Genomic DNA, 22,898 nt, shown 5'->3' with positions numbered 1-22,898 from the left:
ATATCGGTTCGGATGTCAGAATATTTTATTTCAATAAAATATGTATGTTCGGCAGGGTGTTAAACAAATGAGGAATATAGCAGCTTTTGAGAAAATAAAAAACATCGGTTTTGGTTCACCGATGTTTTTGCAGAACATTTATTGTTTTTCGTATGTCCAGCCGTCTTCCTGATAGACCTTGCCGTTTTTCATCAGATGCCCGAGCGCCCGCTTAAAGGCGGCTTTGCTTAAATGAAACCGTTCGCGGATATCGTCAGGATGGCTTTTGTCTCCGTAAGGCATCGCGCCGTTTCTTGATCTCAGATAGGTCAGAATTTCTTCCGCGTCAACCGAAAGCGCATCCTGCTTTCTCGGCAGCAGGGACATGTTGACGGAGCCGTCTTCCTTTACCTCGATGACACGCCCTGTCACGCGGCTGCCGAGTCTCGGCTCTTCTTTTCTTTCTGAAGGGTGAATAAACGCGCGGATGCCTTCATCGGTAATCAGAAAAGAGCCTGATGCGATCAGTCTGTACACCGTGCCTGTCAGGTCTTTATTCATGACGTCTTCCTCTGCATCCGTAAATAATTCACTGATGATATCCTCAGGCGCCGGTTTGGCAAACATGCGCCCGCGGCTTGTCACCTTCAGCATGCAATACAGTCTGTCTCCTTTTTGCGGCCAGACGGATTTGTACGGAGGCAGGTGCTCCGTTGCGACGAGCGCGTCTTTTGACAGACCGACGTCGACGAATACGCCCATATCTTCCACAGCGTCCGTCACTTCCACCCATCCGTAGTCATAAAAGCTGATGAGCGGCTTTTTCATCGTCGCCGCGAGTCTTTCCTGATGATCGACGTAAATAAATACGTCCACTTCATCTCTGTCTTCGATATCCTCTGTGATTTCACTGTTATGTAAAAGAACCGTATCCTCGCCGTCAGTTAAAAAATAACCGAAATCGGTTTGGTGATCTATACTAAGCGTGAGCTGCTGCCCTGGTCTCATGTTATCGTCCTTCCTGATTCGCCCGTATGAGGCTGATGTTTTTCTCATTTTTTCCAATATGCATAAATTCATGCTTTATGCTGTTGGACATTTCTCTTTATTCTACTATAATCAACTCATAAGTGAAATGTTATAGGAGGTTTTCTCATGGCAAAAGAAAGTTCTTTTGATATTGTATCCAAAGTTGAATTTCCCGAAGTGCAGAATGCGATTCAGATGACGCTGAAAGAAATCGGCACGCGCTATGACTTTAAAGGATCGAAAAGCGATGTGAAGTTAGAAAAGGAAGAACTTGTCCTGATTTCTGATGACGAGTTTAAACTGAATCAGCTCAAAGATGTGCTGAGCGGCAAGCTGATCAAACGGGACGTGCCGACGAAAAACATTGAATACGGCAAAATCGAAAATGCAACTGGAGGCACGGTGCGCCAGCGCGCGAAGCTTGTACAGGGCATTGATAAAGACAACGCCAAAAAAATCAACGCGGTGATTAAAAATTCCGGCTTGAAGGTCAAGTCGCAGATTCAGGACGACCAAGTGCGCGTCACCGGAAAAAATAAAGATGATCTGCAGCAGATTATCGCAGCCGTCCGCGGAGCAGACCTGCCGATTGACGTTCAATTTATTAATTTTAGATAAATTATGTGATTCCTATTGATTATTGTCTCTATTTTCGGTAAATTTGGAGAAAGGGATTTTCACAGTTAAGTTTTGGAAACCCATGACAATTACATGAACGTTCTTATCAAGAGAAGCCGAGGGACTGGCCCGACGACGCTTCAGCAACCGGTGTAGTGGTTTATCCAAACCATGACCAAGGTGCTAAATCCAGCAAGCTAAAAACAGCTTGGAAGATAAGAAGAGAGACAAATGATTACAAAGTCTTCTTCTTAAGAAGACTTTTTTTATTTCTCTTTTTTCCTTGCTGAATGTGATGAAGGAGGCAAACAATGGGACTATTACAAGATTTAGAAGAACGGATTTTAATCGGAGACGGTGCGATGGGCACTCTCCTCTATTCCTACGGCATTGACAGATGTTTTGAGGAACTGAACGTATCAAAGCCCGAAGAAATCAAGCGGATACATAAGGCTTACGTGGAAGCCGGGGCAGACATCATCCAGACAAATACGTACGGCGCGAATTTTATTAAGCTCTCAAGATACGGACTTGAGGATGAAACGAAAAAAATCAATCAGGAGGCGGTCAGAATCGCGCGCGCTTCCTCAGACGGCGCTTATGTATTGGGAACGATGGGCGGCATCCGCACCTTTAACAAAAACGCCTACAGCCTGGAGGAGATTAAACGCAGCTTTCGGGAGCAGCTTTATTTATTGCTGCACGAAGAGCCGGACGGTCTGCTTCTGGAAACATACTATGATTTAGAAGAGGCCCGCGAAGTGCTGAAGATCGCGAGAAAAGAAACGGAACTTCCGATTATGCTGAACGTATCCATGCACGAACAGGGCGTGCTGCAGGACGGAACGCCGCTTCGGGAAGCCCTCAGGTCCATTGCCGATCTCGGCGCTGACATAACGGGAATCAATTGCCGGCTCGGCCCGTACCACATGATTGAAGCGCTCACCGAAGTGCCGATTTTCCATGACGCTTATTTATCGGTCTATCCGAACAGCAGCCTTCCGTCTTTAGAAGAAGGCCGGCTTGTTTATGATACGGACGATGCCTATTTCCGGGAGAGCGCCGTACAGTTCCGCACTCAGGGGGCGCGCATTATCGGCGGCTGCTGCGGTACGACGCCAAACCATATCAGAGCCATGGCTGAAGCGGTCCGCGGACTTTCTCCCGTCACTGATAAAGAAGTGAAAATCAGACGGGAAGAGGAAGTCATCTCAGTCCGTAATGAACGGACCGAGCCTGGTTTAAACGAAATCGCCGCTCAAAAACGGTCAATTATCGTAGAGCTTGATCCGCCGAAAAAATTGAATTTTGACAAATTTCTGCAAGCGGCGGCTGAATTAAAAGAAACCGGCATAGAAGCGCTGACGCTCGCCGACAATTCATTGGCGACACCGCGGATCAGCAATGCAGCCTGCGGTTCATTGCTGAAAGAGCGCCTTGATATCCGTTCTCTCGTTCACATTACATGCAGAGACCGCAACATCATCGGCCTTCAGTCACATTTAATGGGGCTGGATACGCTCGGGCTCACCGACATTTTAGCCATCACGGGTGATCCTTCAAAAATCGGCGACTTTCCGGGGGCTACCTCCGTCTATGATTTAACGTCCTTTGACTTGATCAGGCTGATTAAACAATTCAACGAGGGCATTTCTTTATCAGGGAAACCGCTCGGCAAGAAAACGAACTTTTCCGTAGCCGGAGCATTTAATCCGAATGTCCGCCACCTTGATAAAGCAGTAAAACGGCTGGAGAAGAAAATCGAGTGCGGAGCTGACTACTTCGTGTCCCAGCCTGTCTACTCGGAGCAGCAGCTCATTGACATTCATCATGAAACGAAGCATCTCAAAACACCGGTGTATATCGGAATCATGCCGTTAACGAGCAGCCGCAACGCAGAGTTCATCCATCATGAAATCCCGGGCATTAAGCTGTCAGACAGCATCCGCGAAAAAATGGCGCTCGCCGGCGAAGACAAGCGGAAGCAGAAAGCCGAAGGCCTCGCCATCGCCAAGTCGATTCTCGACACGGCGTGCGAACTGTTTAACGGAATTTATTTAATCACCCCGTTTCTCCGTTCTGATTTGACGTCAGAGCTTGCAGCTTATATTAAGCAAAAGGATGAAAAGCGGGCTGATGTATATTTGCATTGACGCGGAAGAGGCCGCCTGATATGACAGGCGGCTTTTTCATGGTACGATACAGAAAAAGAATCAAGCAAAGGAGGATTTTTTCATGGTTGAAGTAAAACCCATCACCGCAGAAGACACGTACGCGATCAGACACAGCGTGCTGCGCCCCCATCAGACGATTGAGGATTGTAAATATGATCAGGACAGCGTCAAAGGAGCCTTTCATCTCGGAGGTTTTTACGACGGGACATTGATCAGCATCGCTTCTTTCTACCCGCAGAACCAGCAGGCTTTACAGGCAGCGCCCGCCTACCAGCTGCGCGGCATGGCGACGCTTGAGGAATACCGGACGCAAAAAGCGGGAAGCACGTTAATCGCCTATGCAGAACGAAAACTGGCAGATATGGGGGCGGCGCTTGTCTGGTGCAACGCCAGATGTCACGTAAAGGGATATTACGAAAAGCTCGGCTGGAAAAGCACGGGCAGCCCCTTTGACATACCCGGCATCGGCCCGCATGTGATCATGTATAAAGAACTCGCCTGAAACAGACTAAAGCCCTTGGGGACATGTCTCTAAGGGCATTACCTTGAATGTCACGTCTGCTTTTATATGCGGTACTATTGACGCCCTCCCGCTTTTTTAATACCCTTTGTACATTACACAACAGCAAGGATGGCAGGCAGAAAACGATATCTGTCAATTGCCGTTTTCAGCTATTAATTCAGAAAAGGAAGTATGAGATGAATACGATCCAAAAACCGAAAATCCCGAAAGAATTGCCGGTGCTTTCTTTCACAGAAGCGCTTCAGGACGACCTCATAAAAGAAGTCGTCATAGAAAACGCCGTCGTAAACAGCAAACTGGACGGCCTGCGCGCCGAAAAAGTCATTTTCAGAAACACCGTTTTTACGGATGTCTCTTTCAGACATATGGAATGTACGGATGTCCTGTTTGACAAATGTGATGTCTCAAACGCTGATTTCAGCGGAAGCATCATCCATAGAACGGCGTTTCAGCATTCAAAACTTCTCGGCTTGAATCTGGCGGATTCCGCCATGCGTCATGTACGGTTTGAAGACTGCCTCGCAAATTACAGCTCCTTCAGCTATTCCAATATGAAGCATGTCCGGTTTGACACGTGCGCTCTTACAGAAAGCGAGTGGAATGATGCCGTTCTTGAATACACAGATCTTGACGCCTGTGATTTGAACGGCGCAAACTTCATCGGCACGTCTCTTTTTAATATGGATATCAGCACGTGCACATTTGATCATCTGCACGTCTCACTTGAGAAGCTGAAAGGATGCCGCATCTCTCCGGCGCATGCCGTTACATTCGCAGAAGCGCTCGGAGCCATTGTGACGTGATCTTTTATCAAACGAAACGGCGGGCGATGTCCGCTATCGTTTGAATGCCTTTTTCCAAGTCCGGTAAGGATGCGTATGAATAGGAAAGACGCAGGCTTTGCCGGTCTTCGGGAAGATAGAGTGCTCCCGGATTGATCAGCACGCCGGCCTCCAAGGCACGGGTGAAAAGCGTCTGAACGGCGATTGCTTGATGAAAAGTGACCCAAATATAAAAGCCCCCCTCCGGCACACGCCACTCCGCAATATCTCCCGCGTATCTTTCAAGAGAACGCAATGCCGCATCTCTTCTGATTTTGAGTTCCTTTCTGAGACGCAAAAGGCGCGCTTCATAGCGGCCGCTTGACAGCCATTGACATGCCGCCCATTGAGATAAAGCACTGGAGCCGTAATCCGTCTGCATTTTAATATCGGCGAGCCTGTCTGCAACCGGCTCAGGGGCGACGACCCATCCGATGCGCAGACCCGGGCTTACGGTTTTTGACAGCGTGCCGATATACAGCACATTCCCCTCACCGTCCATGGATTTTAACGGAGGCGGCGGTTCTTTATCGATCCATAAATCACCGTATGCGTCATCTTCAATGACAGGCAGGCGGTGATTTCTTGCGAGCGCGATGAGTTCCTTCCTCCGCTTAAGTGACATTACCGTTCCGGTCGGATTATGGAATGACGGAATGGTGTACAGCAGCCCTGCTTCGTATTGCCGCCGGTAAGCGGGAAGATGATCCGTTTTGATTCCGCTCCCATCCATCGGCACTCCCTTAAGCCTGACGCCCGCTGATTGAAACACACGCAGGGAATGGAGATACGACGGGTTTTCAGTCAGCATGACGGAGTTTGGTTTTAGCAGCCCGATTGAAATGAGCTGAAGCGCCTGCAGCGCGCCTGAGACGATTACGATGGATGCCGGGGACGCGTGAATCCCCTTTGTTTTCAAATGTTCCGCGACGCTTTGCCGAAGCTGCAGGCTGCCCTTCGGTTCTTCATAGCCGAGCGCAAAAATGTTAGTTCCCGCTTCACGGAACAGTTCGGCCATCTCCTGCTCAGGCAGCAGCTTTTGACTCAGTTCACCCGTCCCCAGCCTGATCAGATCCGGACGCGGCTCATTTTGATTAATGGCCTGAATCAAGGATGAATTCGGCTGATGACTCCCCGATGTAACGTATGTGCTCCAATCAAGGGGCTTAGCCGCTGCCATGATTCTCCACGTATTGTTGACGACCTTTGTGCCTCCCCCTCTTTTTCCTTCCAGAAGACCTTGGGCGATTAACTCATCAACTGCTACCGTCACTGTGCTTCGGTTGACCTGAAGCTCCTCAGCGAGCTTTCTTTGTGAGGGAATTTTCGTGCCAATGGTCCATTCGCCATGAAGTATTTTTTCTTTTATATGCTGTTCGATCTGGAGATAAAGCGGTATGTGCGACACCCGATCCGGACGCCAGCTGTTCATACGTCATCCCTCCTTCTTTATTTATTATACATTTGGCTGGTTTAAGTACCAGCCAAATGGCCGGAGACATCAGCACACAGTGCGGCTACAATGAGATTTAGTTGACGATTGGAGGGTTTTACGATATGAATGCCATTCTTCACGGAGTGATGCTCGCTTTCGGCCTTATTTTGCCATTGGGCGCGCAAAACGTGTTTATTTTTCAGCAGGGAGCCTGGCAAAAACATGTGTGGCAGGCGTTTCCCGCAGTGATTGCCGCCGCGGTATGCGATACGATTCTCATCAGCGCGGCGGTCGCAGGCGTGTCAATGATTATTGCAGAGATTCCCGTTTTTCAGACCGTCATGCTTATAGGCGGCTTTTTGTTTCTCAGTTTTTTAGGCTGGCAGACTTGGAGAAGCAAACCGCAGGCCGAACAGGCGAGAAAAACGGTTTTCACGGCAAAAAAACAGGCGGTCACGGCCGCCATGGTATCCCTTTTGAACCCGCATGCGATTTTGGATACCGTCAGTGTCATCGGCACAAGCTCCGCCGCCTATCCGGGAATTGATAAATGGCTGTTTGCCGGTGCTTGTATCGCGGTTTCCTGGGTATGGTTCGCCGGACTGGCATTCGCGGGACGGCTCGTCCAAACGGCGGATACAGGAGGCCGGCTCCTCGGCATCCTGAATAAATGCTCGGCATTGGTGATGTGGGGTGCTGCTTTTTATTTTGCTGCGCTTTTGTTTCGATAAAAGGAATTCGGCCAGGCCATGTTGAATGTACCGGAAGGAAGAGGGGGAATTGGAATGTCAGACATTTTAAAGCTGTATCACTACCACAGATGGGCAAATGAGCAAGTTATTCAGCATCTGAAGACGCTGCCCGCGGTCAGCTTACAGCAGAAACTGAAAAGTGTTTTTCCGACTGTGAACGCCGTGCTTGTGCATATATACCGGGCTGATTACATTTGGCTTCACGTGCTTTACGGAGAAACTTTCGAACAAATCGTCTCGCAGTTTGATCAATTTGAAAAGCTTGACGGAGATTTTGAGGCGATTGAACATAGAATGACTGAACTGGACAAAGAATTCAGCGAATTTTTAAAAGAAATGGAGAACCCGGAAGGTCCGATCTCTATTTCTCATCCGCGCCTGGGGACGCTTCAGACGACATATGCCGATGTGATCCGGCATGTTGTGAATCACGGCACATACCATCGCGGCAATATCACCGCGATGCTTCACCAAATGGGCTATAAAGGCGTGCCGACTGACTACATTTTTTTCTCATACGAATCATAAAAAAGCAAAGGCCTCCCGGGCCTTTGCTTTTTTACTTCGAATCTATCATAATCCGATATAGCCGGAGACGCCCGCTTTTTCGGCCACATCGTAAATTGTCATTTCCATGCTTACTGATCCCTCTTTTGTTCTCTGGTTTTAGGTCAGTCCGTTTTCCGGCTTACGAATTTGCGGTACTCAAGCGGCGAAATGCCTTCAATCTGTTTAAACAGTTTGGAAAAATAGGTTGGGTCCTCCATACCGATGGCGTCCGCGATCGCCCCCATTTTGTCATTGGTTGCGGACAAAAGACGTTTCGCCTCCGTCATTCTGACTTTGTTCGTATACTGGCCGGGCGTGACGCCGAGCACCTGCTGCATGCAGCGGGTCACGTAGTCTTGGTTGTAATGAAGAGCCGAAGAGAGCGCTTTAATGGTTGTTTTCTCCTGATAGTGCTCCTGCAGGTACCGGGCGGCCTCCCATGCGACTCTTTCCTTTGCGGACGGGATTTGGAACGCTTCTTTCTGAAGATGGAGCAGCAGCTCTTCAAACAGAATCTGCTTTCTGAGCGGCAGGTCGGAATTCTCGGCGCTGTCATCTGTCAGCACACTGAATTGCCCGGCCATAAACTGCGGGCGTCTCACCTTCCCTTTTTGCGGCAGGGACAGGCGGTAGCGGGACGGCTCTTCAAAGCTCCCTTTTTTTCGCCTCAGCTCCGACCAGTTGTTCCCGGTTGTTTCCGCCATCTCATAAGCCGCTCCCTCAAAATGAAGCCACGAATAGGATGTCGTTTCTTCACTGCCTTTTGTCCCGTAATGTTCAAGGCCGGGAGAAAGCAGAATATATTCTCCGGCTTCAACGGAAAAGGCGTTTTCGTCTTCTGTAATGTAGAGGACGCCTTCTTTCACATACAGCAGATCAAACACCGGGAAGACCCGTCTCACATGGGTTTCGCCTTTTTTGAATACTCCTTCTCCCGCAGCGATAAAGACCGGGAACGGAGGAACTGTGAACTCGAGAAAGGACATATTTTCGGCCCTCCTTTTTAAGTCGGATTTTTGCAAGAAGTTTCGTTTCTCTCCCTTTTTATTATAAGAAAATGGAGGTACACTTTTAAACGTTGATTTTGTCAGGAAAGGGGTTAAAAGAAATGAAACAAGCGATTTTAAAACGGGCTGCGTTCAAACAATCCTCTGATCACAAACTCTCATTATACGCGCTGACTTGGCCGATATTTATTGAGGTTTCATTATATATGTTTATGGGAAACGCCGACACTCTTATGCTTAGCCAATACTCTGACAACAGTGTGGCGGCCGTGGGTGTCAGCAATCAGATTTTAAATTTAATTATCGTGATGTTCAGCTTTATCGCAACGGGTACGACAATTGTGATTTCACAGTTTTTAGGATCTAAACAGAAAAAAGAGGCGCAGGAAGTGGCTTATGTATCAATAGGAGCGAACTTTGTCATCAGTCTCGCCATCAGCGCCGCCATATTTTTTGCGGCCGTTCCGCTGCTTCATGTGATGGGTCTTTCCAATGAATTGATGCCGGATGCCAAAGTCTTTTTGCAGGTGGTCGGCGGGCTGTCCTTCATTCAGGCTTTGATTATGACGTTCAGCGCCATTTTAAAAAGCTACGGTCATACGAAGGATACGATGTTCGTTACGATCGGGATGAATATTTTAAATATTGCCGGAAACTTTCTTGTCATTTTCGGGCCGCTCGGCCTTCCGGTGTTAGGCGTCGCCGGTGTTGCGATGTCAACGTCCTTCGCGCGGATCATCGGGCTGATCGCGATGATTGTGATCGTCAAAAAACGCATCGGACTCGGTCTAACATGGCAAAAGATTTTTCACGTCCATAAAGAGCACTTGCGGAAACTCCTGAAAATCGGGATTCCGTCTGCCGGCGAACAGCTGTCTTACAATATTTCGCAAATGGTTGTCACTTATTTTATCGCCATTATGGGCGCTCAGGCGCTTACAACAAAGGTTTATACACAAAACATCACCATGTTTATCCTGCTGTTCGGAACGGCGATCAGCCAGGGTACACAGATTTTGATCGGCAGATATATCGGCGCCAAACGGTTTGACGACGCTTATGACCGCTGCATGAAAAGTCTGTACTGGGCGCTTGGCATTGCCGCTTTGACATCAGTGATCATGACTTTGTTTTCAAAGCAGCTGATCGGAATTTTCACAAGCAGCCCTGACATTATTGCGACGGCGAGCATGCTGATCGCCATGACGATCATTCTTGAGCCCGGGCGTTCATTCAATGTCATTATCATCAACTCGCTGCGGGCTGCCGGAGATGCAAAATTCCCCGTCTACATGGCGATGATTTCCATGTGGGGTATCGGACTGCCGCTCGCTTATCTGTTCGGCATCCATTTCGGATTAGGGCTTATGGGCATCTGGATTTCATTTATCGCGGATGAATGGGTCAGAGGCATTCTTATGTACAGAAGATGGCGGTCGCGGATTTGGATTCAAAAAGGGATTGCATAGACGCCCTGGCTTCGTTATGAAGCCGGGCGTTTTTTTATGCTTGTGAAAGCCGTTGTCTCATGTCACCGAGCTCTGACCGGTAATGTGCCGCTAAACCGGTAACGGCGGGCCTTGAGTATAACGGAAACAGCTCCAGCTCTTCAGACGCCTCCTCGAAATACGCCTCGGCCTCGAATGCGATGTACTCCCATACATTCATAAAAGCTTTGTTGACGGTATGGCTCTCCAGCTCTTCTTCCGTATAGCCGAATTGCTTCATCACCTGGCGCGGGAGACGCTTTTTCGCCCGCTCGTCCGTATGGACCTCCAGAAGCACCCGGGTCAGCTGAATGGCTGCTCCTAATGAAACGGCTGCATGGCGGAGTTTCCCTTGGTTCCGGCGCGCGCAAACCGGCAGCAGAAGCAGGCCGAGGGCTCCGCCTGTTTGGCCCGCGTACATCAGCAGGTCATCAAACTCTTGATACGTTACTTTTTCTCTGTCAGAGATTTGGCCGGCGATAAACTCACGTAACGGCTCTTCTTCAAGCGCAAATTGCTGCCGCACATCGGCGAGCGCCTCCCACAAAAAGCCGTCGGCGCGGGACCCGTTCAGAAAGTCTTGTGCCGCCTGTTCAAATCCTCCAAGTTCCTGCACATCAAGCCGGTCAGCTTCGTGAAACAAAGCAAGCACCGCCCATGCGGCCCGCCTGTTTTTTGGCGGCAGGGATGAGAAAGTCCGTTTATATAAAGGAAAGTGCGCCTCGGCAAGCTGGGCGCATGTTTCGTATTCGGTCATGGTATCACTCCTCTGTTTTTTAGTGTACCATATGTTTCACAATAAAAAGACCGATATCCTTCAGCGGAAACCGGTCGCGGCACTGTTATTCTTCTATATCGATACGGTACGCCTCAAACCATGTATGGATCTGGGCAAGATGGGCGATCAGCTGCGGGCCTTTCATCAGCTGGCCGAACCACGGAACCTGAAAAGATGAACCTTCTGTCTCCAGCAGCATTTCCAGCTTCTTTCTGTCAAGCAGGGTGTGAAGCACGGAATCTTTCTGTTGTAAAATCGTTTTCAGCCATTCTGTGACCCCCTGCGTGTATTTCGGGTGATGCGTTTTCGGATAAGGGCTTTTTTTGCGGTACAAAATATCTTCAGGAAGCAGTCCTTCAAGCGCTTTCCGCAAGATGCCTTTTTCCCGGTTGCCATGCATTTTCATTTCCCAAGGAATATTCCAAACGTATTCCACAAGTCTGTGGTCAGCGAACGGCACCCGTACTTCAAGACTTGCGCCCATGCTCATGCGGTCTTTGCGGTCGAGCAGATTTGTCATAAACCAAAGCATATTTAAGTAGAACAGCTGCCGTCTCGCTTTATCTGTTCCCGTCTCACCGTCTAACAGCGGCGTTTCCGCAATGGTTTCTTCATATCTCGCATTCACGTATTCTCTAAGATTCAGCCGTTTTTGCCACTTTTCATCCAAGAGCGTGATCCTCTCCTCAGTCGACCTCATCCAAGGAAATCCGTCTTCTTCTGCCGCGGTGTGAAACCACGGATATCCGCCGAAAATTTCGTCCGCACATTCTCCGGAAAGGCTCACGACAAAATCTTTTTTAATTTCCCGGCAGAACCATAATAGCGAGGAATCAACATCAGCCATGCCCGGCAGGTCTCTGACGAGAACGGATTCCTCCAGATGTTCAACCAGCTGATCCTGCGTAATCACGCACTTATGATGCTGTGTGCCGAATGCATTTGTCATTTTATCGATCCACGGGCCGTCATCATTCGGCTGAAAGGCGCTCGCTTTAAAAAATTTGCTGTTCTCCTCATAATCAATTGAATAAGTATGAAGGGGATCTCTGCCTTGTTTCTCAAAATGAGCGGCGGCTATCGCGGTTATCGCGCTCGAATCAAGCCCCCCTGATAAAAACGTGCAAACCGGCACGTCAGATACGAGCTGGCGTGTCACTGCATCCTGAAATAAGTACCGAATGTGAGCCGCGGTTTCATCGAAGCTGTCTGTATGCTTTTCGCTCTTTACATTCCAATAGCGCCATATGGACAAACCGTCCTTTGAGAAAGTGAACGCATGGGCGGGACGCACCTCGTGAATTCCTTTAAACACCCCGCAGCCCGGAGTTCTGGACGGCCCGAGTCCGAATACTTCCGCAAGTCCGCCGCTGTCTGTGCGGGCTTTCACATCAGGATGAGCAAGGATGGCTTTCAATTCCGACCCAAACAGAAAGGAAGAGCCGTGTTCTTTATAAAAAAACGGTTTGACGCCGAGCCGGTCTCTTGCCCCGAACAGCCGCTTGCGCTTTTCATCCCAGATGGCAAAAGCGAAAATACCGTTCAAGCGGTCCACGCACTCCTCCCGCCACTCAATATAGCTGTGCAGCAGCACTTCTGTATCAGAGGTCCTCTCAAAACGGTGGCCCCTCGCCTGAAGCTCCTTCCGCAATTCCTCCGTGTTATACAGCTCGCCATTATAAATGATGGTGTACGTTTCCTCTTGATGCGTGCAGGCCATCGGCTGGCGGCCGCCTTCAATGTCAACGACCGAAAGTCTTTTATGTCCGAATAAAACATGGGGCTCTCCCCAGACGTTTGAATCATCAGGCCCTCGTTTTGAAAGAGTGTCTATCATATTGTTCATAATATGTTTCTCTTGGACGAGCTGCTTTTGAAAATCGACCCAACCCGCAATTCCACACATGTGATATCAGCTCCAATCCCGTTTCTGTCGGTATCAAATTCGTTTCTATCAGCACTTTACCCAGTTTATGCAAAGAAACGCAGATAGTTGATTTGTCCCACTAAGAGTTGTATGAGACAAGCCCGATTTGGAAAGAACGGAAGAGAAGAAACAAACAAAGGAGACCGGCACGGTTATGAAACGAAAACAGCTTTTCTCAGAAAAAAACAAATGGGGTCGCGGCACCCTGATGATAGAGGACGGCATCTGCCTCGTCGAAAACGATGAAGGCGATATCCTGCTGGCAGACAGTCTAGGAAACGCAGACGTATTGATGAAACGCGAGGGCAGATGGCAGCCGGCACGGATTTGCGGCGGTGCGGCCGAAATCGGCGCAGACACCATCGCCCTGCTCGGCGGGGAAGAAATCCGTTATGAAAAGGCGGTCAAACGGCCGCTGTTAACCTTGCTCGATTCGCTGGACGATGAAACGTTTCTGCTGTTTCTCAGCCATCTTCACGGGTTCGGCCTGTCTGTATATGATTGCGTATTTTCCTACAATCAGGCGCTGTTTTCCGGTGAAGGCGTTTCGTTTTATCACTTCTCGGCGGATGACGCACAATGCGCCCTGCAGCATCACCGCGGCAGCTCGGGTAAACACGACAGATTTGAATGGACGGCATCTGACGGGCGGCGCTCCATTATGTATTCAGCGGCAAGACAAGACGGCACCGCGTAACAAACAGGCGGCACCTTTTAAATAGGTGCCGCCTGATGTATTTAGCTTTGTTTTTCACGCTGATTGACGCCCGGCGTTTGCTTTGACCCTTCACAGCCGTAGCTTTTGCGGTAGCAAGAGTGATTGGCGCTTTTGGCATCCTGCAAATCTCCTTCGCCTCATCAACATCCCCCTGTCACGGCATTTCTCATTCAGCGGCACAGTCGCTTATACATTTTGCGCAACTAAAAAAACCCGGATGTATCCGGGTTTTTCAAGCGATTGATTAAAATACGTGAAAGCCGATCGGCAAGTGAAGGCCGAGCAGCACCGTCAGGACGAGCACGATAATAAAACCGATCCACAGTCCGCCGGTTGATTTGCCTTTTTTCTTGCGGATGACGAGCATTTCCATCAGTCCGATGGTAATGATGCCGAGCAGCATTTTTCCGGCGTACTCTCCGTTCCAATTCGCAAAACGGACGAAAAGCTCAGCTCCGGTCAGAATAATAATAATGTAGAATAAGCGCAGAATCATATGCGTAATTTTTGCGCCCTTCGCTTTTCCGGAACCGTACAGCCCGTAGCTGACAAACACCAGGATAAGCGCAACGACCCATGAAGTAATATGCCAATGTGTCATTATGTTCAATTCCCCCTATCAGATCAATCTGCCTCACTTATGGTACCACAACAAGCCGATCGGAGCATTATCAATCGTGCGAAAGACACACAATTATCCGATTTGGTTCGACAGCGTGCCGATCGGTTCAATTGTAATGTCAATGCGGTCCCCCGGCTTTAAAAATTTCGGCGGCTTAAACCCTTTTCCGACACCGGACGGCGTCCCCGTCGCTATAATATCACCGGCTTCAAGCGTCATTCCTTTTGACAGCGTTTCGATTAATTCAGCTATCGGAAAAATCATGTCACCCGTTGATCCTGATTGGCGCAGTTCTCCGTTCACCCGCGTTTCAACTTTCAGGCTTTGCGGATCACTGACGGCCGACTTATGTACAATGACCGGGCCCATCGGGCATGTCGTATCGAGGCTTTTGCCGATAAAAAACTGTTTATGTTTTTTCTGCAGATCGCGCGCTGTTATATCATTTACAATTGTATAGCCGAATATATGATCAAGCGCATGTTCTTTGGAGATGTGCGATCCGCTTTTTGATATGATTACCGCAAGCTCCCCTTCATAATCAAGCTGCTCCGTTACGTCCAAGTGGCTGTCCACTGTTTCTCCGTGTCCTGTAACGGCAGCGGGGGCTTTCGTAAAAACCATGGGATGCTCCGGTATATCAGCCTCACTCCCCATTTCAACGGCATGATCACGATAGTTTTTCCCGATGCAGATCACGTTCTTTGAAGGTCTCGGAATAGGCGCGCAAAGCTTTACGTCAGACAGCGCATACATAAATGAACCCGACTCGTCATTCGGTTTTTTCGCCCATTCCGCAAGCTGTCCGGCATGCGCGACAAACTTATCTCCTTTTTGAATGCACTCGATCAGCGAACCCGGAATCGTCTCAAGTTCAAACAATTTTTTTTCAGCCTTTTGCAGATCTAAGATTTTGTCATCATCAATGATCAGACCGACAAATGTTCGGCTGTTCAGTTCCCCTGTCGCAAATTTCATGTTAATCCCCCATCATTTTTAAATCTGGCATTCCTTTATGTATTCTTCCTCCAGGCGGGAAATTCCTCTTTTAAACAGGCTGAAAATAAGTGTAAAAGAGTATCAAAAATTGTCACTTTTTTAGTCATATTGACGAAATAAAACCTTCTTGGACAAAATGGGTTATACTATTATCATCCTATGTTTTCCAAAATAATCGAGAATTGGAGATCACACGATGAACAAAATTGAAGAAAAAAGATTAACTTTATTCGAGACAGCGCAAAAATTCGGAATCAATGCGACGGAGACCATCAGGTGCAGCCAGGAGCTGGACAGCCTTTTAAACGGGTGCCGGGGCGGGCTCATCCAACAAACGAAAGACAGCGGGCTGAACCCGTCCGTACAGATTGAGCACGGCCGCACCGCAGGAAAAAAAGAGGCTTTCTCATAAACGTGATGTGTATATAAATCTGTATCATTTATGTATAAGGCCCGGCATGCGTATAGCGCCGGTGTTTTTACGTCTAAAGTTTTTTCCGCTCACAAAAATGTGCATTTGTCATAAGCTATTTTAGGCAGGCAGCCCAGATAAGCTCCTGGAGTGCAGTCATGAAAATCTTCACGAAAAGGATGTGCTCGTATGCCCGCAATTGTCGGAGCGTTTAAAATTAATGCCGTCGGTACGAGCGGAGTCGTTCATATAGGCGACTGCATCACCATTTCTCCAAAAGCAGAGGTTAAGACATTTGCCGGCGCGGGCAGCTTCAATACCGGAGACAATCTCACACTGACGAATTACAGGAATTCAACGAATGTGTACGATAATGATGTAATCGATCAGCCGATGGCAGGAAACGCATAAAGGAGGCGCCGTATGAATTTTTACGTCAATCAGTCGATCCATATCAATTACATGCGTGTAGAATCTGTCAGCAATTCCTCCATACTGCAAATCGGAAGCGCCGGTTCAATTAAATCTCTTTCCAATCTGTACAATACAGGGAGTTATGTTGAGCCGGCGCCGCCTGTCACCGCGGGGCAGCAGACTGTAACAACAGGGGGAGGTCCCGGCACCTCATCATTTGTACCGCTCCAGCCGCCAAGCCGGTAGTTTTAATGAAGGAAACGAGACGCGAGGTGAATGTCATGTATGATCAATCCGTTTCATCCTACCTGCAGAATTTAAATTCTTTCGTCCAGCAGCAGGCGCAGCAGATTCAGGAGCTCGAACGGCAGCTGAAAGAATTCCAAAATGAAATTTCAACGCTGAAGCAGCAGCCTTCTACAAGAATCGATCGGCTCGAGTATAAATTTGATCAGCTGAAAATTGAACGGCTGGAAGGAACGCTGAATATCGGATTGAATCCGACTGATCCGAATGCCGTGCAAAACTTCGAGGTCGGCCAGACATCTCCGCAGGTCGGAATGATGCAGCAGGAACAGGCGGGCCAGCAAATGCAGCAAATCCGTCAAAACGTCGATATGTACCTGAATGAAGAAATCCCCGCGCTTTTAGAACAGCTCGAAACTCAGTATGAGAGCAGGCTGGACGAAGCGAACAAATATCATATTATTGAAGATATCAGAAAGCAGATGGACAGCCGGATTCAGTATTATCTGTCCCATGTCCCGAAAGAAGAAAATACGGCGCCCGCGCAATATGCCGAGCAGATTGCCGAACATGTGAAGCGTGATATTGTCAGGGCCGTCGAGCACTTTATTAAGCACATACCTGGTGAAATGAAAGGTGATGATCCGTCATGATTTTTACAGTGATTAACCGGAATATTGAAGTCGGCGACATCCGGTCTACCGGTGTATCCAGTTCTTCCTTATTATTAATCGGCGACACCGATTCCGTCTATCTGTCTTCCATCTTTGACACGCCTCCGGAATCTCTTATTATCGGGCCTTATGTGCCGCTGGCGCCGGAATAATGTTAAAGCGCATTTCACGCCTCCGGAACGCCAAAATCAATTCAGTCGGGATTGCGAGTGTCTTTCAAGCAGGCGATACGAATGAAATCAATATGCGGATCAAAGTATTGGCCGATCAGCGTACTATTGCCTTATACAGAGATGATGAAGGCTCATTTAACAAAAAAGAATACCAGATCTTTCGGCAGCCGGCCGTCATGCCGTTACCGGAAACGGGAGTCCAAAGCGCATTCTGCCATGAAAACCCTTCAATTCGGGTAAGGAATGTGAAAGTTCAAGGGGTATCGTCAGCGTCCGTGGTTCAAATCGGATCGACGTCGATCGTTCTTGGAGATTCGCGCCTGAAACATATTAGGCAGATTGTCACACCAAGCTCACAATCACAGCAGCCCTGACATATAATGACGGTGAGACTTCTATAAAGGGTGTCGTTTATGCCAGCAATTACCGGACCTATAGCTATCAATTCCATATCGGGCGGAGTCGTAAACTTTGGTGATTCCTTTTACCTTTCTCCAAAAAGCTCTTCTAAATCTGCGCTCGGTTCGGGAGCAGGCAATACCGGAGATTTCCTGTTATTAAACAACGTTGTCAATGCGACAAACTATATAGACCCCGATGTCAGCGATCAAAATGTGGTAGGAAACGCCTAAAAAGCAGCCGCTCTTTCAGAAGAGGGCTGCTTTTGGTTCAGCGTTATTTTCGTTCATTTGCTTTTTTTGTTTTTACAAGCTTTTCCGGCGGCTGTTTTCTGATCCATTTCACAAACCGCGCAAGTTTCGGGTCACGTCGCAGCTCTTCTATTCCCGCGAGCCTTGCCGCAAGCTCCTGATTCGTATAGAGCGCGTGAACCTGTTTATGACAAGGGATGCAGAGCATTGCGGTCGGAAGGAATGTCCCGCCTTCTTCCTTAGGCGTTAAGTGGTGCTCCGTCAGCCGCACATGATGGCGGCCGCATAATTCACATGTGCCCTCGGCAGAATCGGCCATGATTCCTTCTCCTTTCTACATGATCTCCAATGTGACCCGGGTGCCTTTCCCGCCCGGTTCGGACGGATGAACGATTAATTTTTTCGGCAGACGCGCTCTCAGCTCCTGCACATGGCTGATCACCCCGACGGATAAGTTGTCCGATTGCAGCTTTTCGAGCGCTGTGACAACGGTGTCTAAGAGCCCTTGGTCAAGAGTCCCGAATCCTTCATCTAAGAAAAAGAATTGCAGCGGGTATTGCCCCCGCAGCTGAATCTGGGCGGACAAGGCAAGCGCAAGCGACAGCGATGTCAGAAACGTCTCCCCGCCGGAAAGGCTTGATACGGGCCGTTTGACGCCTCCGTTCGCGTCATCACGCATGACGAAACCGCCTTCTGAATCGACTAATATGGCATACCGCTGCCTTGTCAGCGCTCCGAGACGGGCAGAGGCGTCTCGAGCCACGCTTTCCAGCTGTTCTTCCGCTAAAAATTCGACGAATGTATTGCCTTTACATACAGACTGGAGCTTATCAAGCCTGTCAATCTGTGTCTGCCAGCTTTTCAGTTCGGCTTCAATCTCTTTAAAGCGCTTATGCTGTTTTTGCATAACCGCGTAGGCTTTTGCCTGTGCTCCTTTTTCCTCCATGGCGGCGCCTGACTCAGCCTCTGCCTGCTTCAGCAGAGAAACGGATGCTGTCCATTCTTCCTCCGATATCCGGCGCTCGGCTAATTTATCAGTAACACGGCTGATATTTGCCGATAGCTGTTTGGAGGTGTCCAGAAACTCATCAATTTCTTTTTTCATTTCCTCTGCACGCCCTTGCGGAAGCAGACTTTTTTTGACTTGGTCCGGCTCGGTAAACCCGGTGCCTTTTGACCTCACGCGCCAGTCGTTTTGCGCTTTCTCAAGAGAGGCCTCAGCATCCCTGAGTGACATGAGACTCCCTGATTCCCGGCCTTTTGCGTCATTCAGTGATTGCTGCGCCTGCTTCAGCGCATCGAATAGGGACTGTTCTTTGGATTTTAACAGCTGTAATTCCTGCCGCACCGCTTCAAGCTTTGCGGAAATTGATGTTTCTTCAGCTGCTGTTCCGAGCTCTTGTTCATATCCGTCAATCACCTGCTGCAGGCGCTCAGACGCATAGTGAAGCTCGAGCCGTTCCCGTTCAAGCCGATGCTTCATCTCCTGCAGGCGTTCTTTCTCCTCTTCATGTTCCTTGAGGAATGCGATGCTTGTTTCAATGCGCTTCTCACATTCTTCTGCCTGCCTGTCCTTCTCATCTATCGAAGCCTGCCAGGCGTCAATCCGGTTTGGCGGAATATCACCGCAGACTTCGTTGTACTGATTCAATCGGCTTTCTGACAGCGATTCAAGCTCTTCTAATGAATGTCTGAGACGGCCGGCTTCTTTTTCCTCGTAGCGGATTCGTTCGGCAAGCTGCTCAGCTTGTTTTACCGTCTGCTGATGCGCGCTGATCAGTCTTGTGACCTTCTCTTTTACCGACAGCATATCCTGTTTCATTTGTTTCCATTCCAAGCGGACGGCGCTGAACGCTTCATCAAGCGGGCGTCCGCTGATGGAAGAAGCGGCTTCCAGCTCCGGAACCCGGGCGCTTTGCAGAAACGGACATTCTTCGGTAAAACGCCCCGACTGTTCTTCTAATGCAACCTTGGCTGTCAGCACTTCCTGAGAAAGAGCCGCCGCCTCAGAAAGCAGCGCTTCCACCTGCTGCAAATGTTCCTGCACAGCCGTATCAGGCGAGAATGTTTCATGAGCGGAACGCGGGCGGTCATGCTGCGTCGAGCCGCATACAGGACAAGGCTTTCCTTCGATCAGTTTTTCCGATAATTCTTTTGTTAATGCAGCCGTTCTCGCTTCCTCTGAGCGCCTGCGGAGATCGGCTTGCGTTTTGTCAGCCCGTTCGGCTGCGGCTTTCAGTGAACGCTCCGTTTCACAGACCATATGGTAAACGGTTTGAAGCGTTTGATAAGCGCGCGTAATGTCTTCCTCTTCCGTTTTCGCTTTCGCTGTGAGCGACTCGCTTTCTCCGTTCAGCTTCTCCATGTTTTTCAGCTGCGTTGTCAGATTGGCCCGCTCTTTCGTGATTTGTTCCTGTGTCTGCTGAAAGCCCGCCGCCAGCTGTGCTGCGGTCTGGCATTTTTTCCGTTCATCGGCGGTCACTTGAACTGCTTTCAGCTCTTCTTTCAGCTCATTCTGCCTGTTTTGGCCGCGGGTCAGGCGGTCTTTCACTCCGGCCAGCTGTTTCGAGGCGGCTTCGTATTCTTCCTCTTTTTTGCTGTGTTCCGCATTTGTTTTTTTCGCTTCTTTTTTCGCTTCGAGCAGTTTTTGTTCAATGGCTGAAAGTCTTTGATACAGCTCTTCTTCCTTGACAAGCTTCGGCTCCTGTTCGGCCTTATGGGCCCGCCATGCTTCATAGGCTTCATTTTGCCGGGTAAATGAAACGGTTTCCGCCTCTGATTTCCGTTTGGCCAGTTCGTGTTCCTGTTCGGCGCGCTGCTTCCGGCGGACGGCTTCTGTGTAACGGTCTGCGTAAGGCTCAAGGGCGAGAGCTGTTTCCGCCTCTTTAAGACGCTCAGTCAAATCCGTGATGTACGGGCGTCTTTCCTCAAGCTTTTTCTCCCGGCGCTCATATTCATCTCTTTCTGTCTGCAGGTTCCAAATTTCCTGGTGATTCTCAAAGCGCTCTTTTGCCCGGACCCGTTTCTTCTCAGCTTCTTCAAGCCGTTCGTTCGCTTCGTGAAACTGCTGTTCAGCCTGCTTCAGCGCATCTTCTCCTGCGTCTCCGAGGCCGGATTGTTCGGCCAGCATTTCATTTTTTTTCGCTGCCGCTTCCTGCGCCCGCCGCCGCAATTTTTTGACAAGCCTGTCCCCGTACTGTTCCAGATTAAACAGGCGCTGGAGCATATGTCTTCTTTCCGCGCCTTTAAGCGACAGAAACTCGGCAAACTTTCCTTGCGGCAGCACGACGGCTCTTGTAAAGTCGTCAATGGTCAGGCCAAGAAGCTCCTCTACCTTTTTGTTCACTTCATTCGCTTTATCGGCCAGCACCGTTTGTTCGTCTTTGATTTCAATCAGGCGGCAGAGGGCGGTTTTTACTTTCGTTTCATCCGTTCTCTTAAAAACGCGCTCGACCTTGTAGGAAACCCGGTGGCCGGATTGAAGCGCGAATGTAAATGAGACGGCGAGCTGATCTTCGGCATGATTCAGGATGCCGTGCGTATTATTTGCGGCGCGCTCCACTTTTCCGTATAAAGCGAGTGTCATGGCATCAAGGATCGACGATTTTCCGCTTCCAGTCGGCCCGAAAATTCCGAACACCCCGGCTCCGGACAGTCCGGCAAAATCAATGGTCTGTTCCTCCCTGAAGCTGTGGAGCCCTTTTATCGTTAACAGAATCGGCTTCATGTCGCATCCTCCTCATCATCTGCTGACGCAAGCTCTAAAAACAGCTTGACCATCTCCTCATCCGGCACGCCGCCGCCCGTTTGTTTTTCATAAAACTTCTTAAATCGATCCTCAATTGATGTGTGTTTCACTTCAATCCGGTCATTGCCGGTCTCTTTTTCTTCAAAAACCGGCCTGATATGGATAAAGCCGGGATGCGCCTTTCTCAGCCGATGAATTTCCTCGAGAGAAAGCTGATCCGTCAAATGGATATCAAGATCGATCCAGGCATTCCGGTCACGCCCTTCATCGAGCCAGCCGTGAACCTCGCTCAGCCCCTGCGCTTTCCATTTGACGAGCGGTTTACCGGAAGACAGGAAAATCTCTTCCCACTTCGCTTCTCCGCCGGGCTTCGCTTCTACCACCGTCACCGATTTGGCATAACCGGCTTCTGAAAAGCTGTATGCCAGCGGAGAGCCTGAATAACGGGCAGCCGTCTTGGCGCGCTTGATCGTTTGCGGTCGGTGGAGATGGCCGAGAGCCACGTAAGCCGCATCAGCCGGCAGGCTGTCAGCGGCAACTGTGTAAGCGCCCCCGACTTCAATCGGACGCTCTGAATCGGTCTGATTCCCCCCCGCGACATAAATGTGGCTCGCCGCGATTTTCACGGCATCGTCCCGGCACAGTCCGCACATGTGAGCAAACGCCTCTCTGATTTTGATATCGTAATGATCGCGAAGAAGCTTTTCCTCAAACGTATCAGAAAGCACTTCGTTTAATCTCGCCTCTGACGGATATGCCAGCGCGGCTACGGCTAACAGCTCGTCCGCCGACGGCACCTCAATATGCACGGGTTCTGTCCGCGGATAGCCGATTAAATGAATGCCGCGCTCATTTGTTAACGGAGAAGCCGCCGCCAGCCTGTCGGGATTGTCATGGTTTCCGGCAATGACGACAACCGGGCGCTTTCCGCCGTCAGAAAGCGCGGAAAGACTTTCGTAATACAATTGTTCAGCGAGCGCAGGCGGGTTGACCGTATCAAATACATCCCCCGCCATAATGACCGCATCAATATTTTCTTCCTTGACAATGGTATTCAGCTCTTCCAATACCTCGGCCTGCTCGCTCAGCCTGCTTCTGCCTTCCAGCGTTTTGCCGAGGTGCCAGTCAGCTGTATGTAAAATGCGCATACCGCATTCACCTCA

Annotated in this window: 25 protein-coding genes and 1 riboswitch; of the genes, 15 read left to right on the top strand and 10 right to left on the bottom strand. The window is 49.4% G+C overall.

Annotation, left to right across the window (positions count from 1 at the left end):
• Positions 1-138: 138 nt before the first annotated feature.
• Positions 139-1,035 (bottom strand): CvfB family protein, encoded by an 897-nt coding sequence (locus GNE05_RS05880; RefSeq protein ID WP_170936341.1) that lies wholly within the window; start codon positions 1,033-1,035, stop codon positions 139-141.
• Positions 1,036-1,134: 99 nt separating this feature from the next.
• On the opposite strand from GNE05_RS05880, the gene GNE05_RS05875 reads away from it, so the two are divergent.
• From GNE05_RS05875 to GNE05_RS05860, 4 genes are all read left to right on the top strand, one after another.
• A complete protein-coding gene (locus tag GNE05_RS05875) occupies positions 1,135-1,626 on the top strand; it encodes a YajQ family cyclic di-GMP-binding protein (RefSeq protein ID WP_014417389.1) in 492 nt (163 codons plus the stop codon).
• Positions 1,627-1,726: 100 nt separating this feature from the next.
• A riboswitch (SAM riboswitch) is annotated at positions 1,727-1,848 on the top strand.
• Between the two features lie 89 nt (positions 1,849-1,937).
• A complete protein-coding gene (locus GNE05_RS05870; protein WP_160182554.1) occupies positions 1,938-3,779 on the top strand; it encodes a bifunctional homocysteine S-methyltransferase/methylenetetrahydrofolate reductase in 1,842 nt (613 codons plus the stop codon).
• An 82-nt stretch (positions 3,780-3,861) separates the two neighbouring features.
• Positions 3,862-4,302, top strand: coding sequence for a GNAT family N-acetyltransferase (locus GNE05_RS05865; protein ID WP_007409151.1), 441 nt, complete (start codon positions 3,862-3,864; stop codon positions 4,300-4,302).
• A 197-nt stretch (positions 4,303-4,499) separates the two neighbouring features.
• Complete coding sequence (locus GNE05_RS05860) at positions 4,500-5,126, top strand: pentapeptide repeat-containing protein (RefSeq protein ID WP_032871159.1); 627 nt, start codon at positions 4,500-4,502, stop codon at positions 5,124-5,126.
• A 7-nt stretch (positions 5,127-5,133) separates the two neighbouring features.
• Here GNE05_RS05860 and pdxR read toward each other — a convergent pair whose 3' ends face one another.
• Positions 5,134-6,576 (bottom strand): MocR-like pyridoxine biosynthesis transcription factor PdxR, encoded by a 1,443-nt coding sequence (pdxR, locus tag GNE05_RS05855; RefSeq protein ID WP_160182553.1) that lies wholly within the window; start codon positions 6,574-6,576, stop codon positions 5,134-5,136.
• A 125-nt stretch (positions 6,577-6,701) separates the two neighbouring features.
• Between pdxR and GNE05_RS05850 the strand changes: the two genes are divergently transcribed.
• Entirely contained in the window at positions 6,702-7,310 is a 609-nt protein-coding gene (locus tag GNE05_RS05850) for a LysE/ArgO family amino acid transporter (protein WP_060562131.1), read from the top strand.
• Between the two features lie 54 nt (positions 7,311-7,364).
• On the top strand, positions 7,365-7,859 hold the full coding sequence (locus tag GNE05_RS05845) for a DinB family protein (RefSeq protein ID WP_015239546.1): 495 nt from the start codon (positions 7,365-7,367) through the stop codon (positions 7,857-7,859).
• Positions 7,860-8,002: 143 nt separating this feature from the next.
• Here GNE05_RS05845 and GNE05_RS05840 read toward each other — a convergent pair whose 3' ends face one another.
• A complete protein-coding gene (locus tag GNE05_RS05840; protein WP_015239545.1) occupies positions 8,003-8,866 on the bottom strand; it encodes an AraC family transcriptional regulator in 864 nt (287 codons plus the stop codon).
• 122 nt (positions 8,867-8,988) lie between these two features.
• Between GNE05_RS05840 and GNE05_RS05835 the strand changes: the two genes are divergently transcribed.
• The gene (locus GNE05_RS05835; RefSeq protein WP_003155121.1) at positions 8,989-10,356 is read left to right on the top strand and encodes an MATE family efflux transporter; all 1,368 of its coding nucleotides are present in this window, start codon (positions 8,989-8,991) and stop codon (positions 10,354-10,356) included.
• A 34-nt stretch (positions 10,357-10,390) separates the two neighbouring features.
• Here GNE05_RS05835 and GNE05_RS05830 read toward each other — a convergent pair whose 3' ends face one another.
• Together GNE05_RS05830 and asnB are read right to left on the bottom strand one after the other, a co-directional pair.
• Complete coding sequence (locus tag GNE05_RS05830; RefSeq protein WP_160182552.1) at positions 10,391-11,131, bottom strand: squalene/phytoene synthase family protein; 741 nt, start codon at positions 11,129-11,131, stop codon at positions 10,391-10,393.
• An 85-nt stretch (positions 11,132-11,216) separates the two neighbouring features.
• Positions 11,217-13,058: an asparagine synthase (glutamine-hydrolyzing) gene (asnB, locus tag GNE05_RS05825; RefSeq protein WP_085341871.1), complete on the bottom strand. Its 1,842-nt coding sequence runs from the start codon at positions 13,056-13,058 to the stop codon at positions 11,217-11,219.
• 175 nt (positions 13,059-13,233) lie between these two features.
• Here asnB and GNE05_RS05820 point away from each other — a divergent pair, with 175 nt between their 5' ends.
• Positions 13,234-13,776: a DUF2777 family protein gene (locus GNE05_RS05820; RefSeq protein WP_236654838.1), complete on the top strand. Its 543-nt coding sequence runs from the start codon at positions 13,234-13,236 to the stop codon at positions 13,774-13,776.
• A 265-nt stretch (positions 13,777-14,041) separates the two neighbouring features.
• Here the strand turns inward: GNE05_RS05820 and GNE05_RS05815 are convergent, their stop codons facing one another.
• Together GNE05_RS05815 and GNE05_RS05810 are read right to left on the bottom strand one after the other, a co-directional pair.
• Entirely contained in the window at positions 14,042-14,398 is a 357-nt protein-coding gene (locus GNE05_RS05815) for a YisL family protein (protein ID WP_007409161.1), read from the bottom strand.
• 93 nt (positions 14,399-14,491) lie between these two features.
• Entirely contained in the window at positions 14,492-15,397 is a 906-nt protein-coding gene (locus GNE05_RS05810) for a fumarylacetoacetate hydrolase family protein (protein ID WP_031378473.1), read from the bottom strand.
• 217 nt (positions 15,398-15,614) lie between these two features.
• Here GNE05_RS05810 and GNE05_RS05805 point away from each other — a divergent pair, with 217 nt between their 5' ends.
• The 7 genes from GNE05_RS05805 to GNE05_RS05775 all read left to right on the top strand — a co-directional run bounded on the left by GNE05_RS05805 (position 15,615) and on the right by GNE05_RS05775 (position 17,969).
• On the top strand, positions 15,615-15,830 hold the full coding sequence (locus tag GNE05_RS05805; RefSeq protein ID WP_014417374.1) for an aspartyl-phosphate phosphatase Spo0E family protein: 216 nt from the start codon (positions 15,615-15,617) through the stop codon (positions 15,828-15,830).
• A 189-nt stretch (positions 15,831-16,019) separates the two neighbouring features.
• On the top strand, positions 16,020-16,241 hold the full coding sequence (locus GNE05_RS05800) for a spore germination protein (protein WP_003155135.1): 222 nt from the start codon (positions 16,020-16,022) through the stop codon (positions 16,239-16,241).
• 12 nt (positions 16,242-16,253) lie between these two features.
• Positions 16,254-16,490 (top strand): spore germination protein GerPB, encoded by a 237-nt coding sequence (locus tag GNE05_RS05795; RefSeq protein WP_007409164.1) that lies wholly within the window; start codon positions 16,254-16,256, stop codon positions 16,488-16,490.
• Between the two features lie 35 nt (positions 16,491-16,525).
• Positions 16,526-17,143, top strand: coding sequence for a spore germination protein GerPC (locus GNE05_RS05790; protein ID WP_031378472.1), 618 nt, complete (start codon positions 16,526-16,528; stop codon positions 17,141-17,143).
• Entirely contained in the window at positions 17,140-17,316 is a 177-nt protein-coding gene (locus tag GNE05_RS05785; RefSeq protein WP_003155141.1) for a hypothetical protein, read from the top strand. Before GNE05_RS05790 ends, GNE05_RS05785 begins: the two co-directional genes overlap by 4 nt.
• Positions 17,316-17,711: a spore germination protein GerPE gene (locus tag GNE05_RS05780; RefSeq protein ID WP_007610514.1), complete on the top strand. Its 396-nt coding sequence runs from the start codon at positions 17,316-17,318 to the stop codon at positions 17,709-17,711. The genes GNE05_RS05785 and GNE05_RS05780 overlap by 1 nt, the downstream gene beginning before the upstream one ends.
• 39 nt (positions 17,712-17,750) lie before the next feature.
• Positions 17,751-17,969: a spore germination protein gene (locus tag GNE05_RS05775; protein ID WP_003155143.1), complete on the top strand. Its 219-nt coding sequence runs from the start codon at positions 17,751-17,753 to the stop codon at positions 17,967-17,969.
• Positions 17,970-18,012: 43 nt separating this feature from the next.
• Here the strand turns inward: GNE05_RS05775 and GNE05_RS05770 are convergent, their stop codons facing one another.
• From GNE05_RS05770 to sbcD, 3 genes are read right to left on the bottom strand one after another with little or no spacing between them, the layout of a single operon-like run.
• Positions 18,013-18,306, bottom strand: coding sequence for a hypothetical protein (locus GNE05_RS05770; RefSeq protein ID WP_003155144.1), 294 nt, complete (start codon positions 18,304-18,306; stop codon positions 18,013-18,015).
• A 15-nt stretch (positions 18,307-18,321) separates the two neighbouring features.
• The gene (sbcC, locus tag GNE05_RS05765; RefSeq protein WP_160182550.1) at positions 18,322-21,714 is read right to left on the bottom strand and encodes an exonuclease subunit SbcC; all 3,393 of its coding nucleotides are present in this window, start codon (positions 21,712-21,714) and stop codon (positions 18,322-18,324) included.
• Entirely contained in the window at positions 21,711-22,883 is a 1,173-nt protein-coding gene (gene sbcD, locus GNE05_RS05760; protein ID WP_160182549.1) for an exonuclease subunit SbcD, read from the bottom strand. Before sbcD ends, sbcC begins: the two co-directional genes overlap by 4 nt.
• Positions 22,884-22,898 lie beyond the last annotated feature (15 nt).

Origin of the sequence: Bacillus sp. AM1(2019) (genome assembly GCF_009906915.1) — a bacterium.
In the GTDB taxonomy this organism is placed as follows: Bacteria; Bacillota; Bacilli; order Bacillales; family Bacillaceae; genus Bacillus; species Bacillus velezensis.
Note: the sequence above shows the minus strand (reverse complement) of the source record. Positions and strands in the feature narration are given on the sequence as shown.

Coding starts and splice junctions, on each gene's coding strand:
- GNE05_RS05880 (WP_170936341.1), bottom strand. CDS start 1,035: ATGAGAAAAACATCAGCCTCATACGGGCGAATCAGGAAGGACGATAAC.
- GNE05_RS05875 (WP_014417389.1), top strand. CDS start 1,135: ATGGCAAAAGAAAGTTCTTTTGATATTGTATCCAAAGTTGAATTTCCC.
- GNE05_RS05870 (WP_160182554.1), top strand. CDS start 1,938: ATGGGACTATTACAAGATTTAGAAGAACGGATTTTAATCGGAGACGGT.
- GNE05_RS05865 (WP_007409151.1), top strand. CDS start 3,862: ATGGTTGAAGTAAAACCCATCACCGCAGAAGACACGTACGCGATCAGA.
- GNE05_RS05860 (WP_032871159.1), top strand. CDS start 4,500: ATGAATACGATCCAAAAACCGAAAATCCCGAAAGAATTGCCGGTGCTT.
- pdxR (WP_160182553.1), bottom strand. CDS start 6,576: ATGAACAGCTGGCGTCCGGATCGGGTGTCGCACATACCGCTTTATCTC.
- GNE05_RS05850 (WP_060562131.1), top strand. CDS start 6,702: ATGAATGCCATTCTTCACGGAGTGATGCTCGCTTTCGGCCTTATTTTG.
- GNE05_RS05845 (WP_015239546.1), top strand. CDS start 7,365: ATGTCAGACATTTTAAAGCTGTATCACTACCACAGATGGGCAAATGAG.
- GNE05_RS05840 (WP_015239545.1), bottom strand. CDS start 8,866: ATGTCCTTTCTCGAGTTCACAGTTCCTCCGTTCCCGGTCTTTATCGCT.
- GNE05_RS05835 (WP_003155121.1), top strand. CDS start 8,989: ATGAAACAAGCGATTTTAAAACGGGCTGCGTTCAAACAATCCTCTGAT.
- GNE05_RS05830 (WP_160182552.1), bottom strand. CDS start 11,131: ATGACCGAATACGAAACATGCGCCCAGCTTGCCGAGGCGCACTTTCCT.
- asnB (WP_085341871.1), bottom strand. CDS start 13,058: ATGTGTGGAATTGCGGGTTGGGTCGATTTTCAAAAGCAGCTCGTCCAA.
- GNE05_RS05820 (WP_236654838.1), top strand. CDS start 13,234: ATGAAACGAAAACAGCTTTTCTCAGAAAAAAACAAATGGGGTCGCGGC.
- GNE05_RS05815 (WP_007409161.1), bottom strand. CDS start 14,398: ATGACACATTGGCATATTACTTCATGGGTCGTTGCGCTTATCCTGGTG.
- GNE05_RS05810 (WP_031378473.1), bottom strand. CDS start 15,397: ATGAAATTTGCGACAGGGGAACTGAACAGCCGAACATTTGTCGGTCTG.
- GNE05_RS05805 (WP_014417374.1), top strand. CDS start 15,615: ATGAACAAAATTGAAGAAAAAAGATTAACTTTATTCGAGACAGCGCAA.
- GNE05_RS05800 (WP_003155135.1), top strand. CDS start 16,020: ATGCCCGCAATTGTCGGAGCGTTTAAAATTAATGCCGTCGGTACGAGC.
- GNE05_RS05795 (WP_007409164.1), top strand. CDS start 16,254: ATGAATTTTTACGTCAATCAGTCGATCCATATCAATTACATGCGTGTA.
- GNE05_RS05790 (WP_031378472.1), top strand. CDS start 16,526: ATGTATGATCAATCCGTTTCATCCTACCTGCAGAATTTAAATTCTTTC.
- GNE05_RS05785 (WP_003155141.1), top strand. CDS start 17,140: ATGATTTTTACAGTGATTAACCGGAATATTGAAGTCGGCGACATCCGG.
- GNE05_RS05780 (WP_007610514.1), top strand. CDS start 17,316: ATGTTAAAGCGCATTTCACGCCTCCGGAACGCCAAAATCAATTCAGTC.
- GNE05_RS05775 (WP_003155143.1), top strand. CDS start 17,751: ATGCCAGCAATTACCGGACCTATAGCTATCAATTCCATATCGGGCGGA.
- GNE05_RS05770 (WP_003155144.1), bottom strand. CDS start 18,306: ATGGCCGATTCTGCCGAGGGCACATGTGAATTATGCGGCCGCCATCAT.
- sbcC (WP_160182550.1), bottom strand. CDS start 21,714: ATGAAGCCGATTCTGTTAACGATAAAAGGGCTCCACAGCTTCAGGGAG.
- sbcD (WP_160182549.1), bottom strand. CDS start 22,883: ATGCGCATTTTACATACAGCTGACTGGCACCTCGGCAAAACGCTGGAA.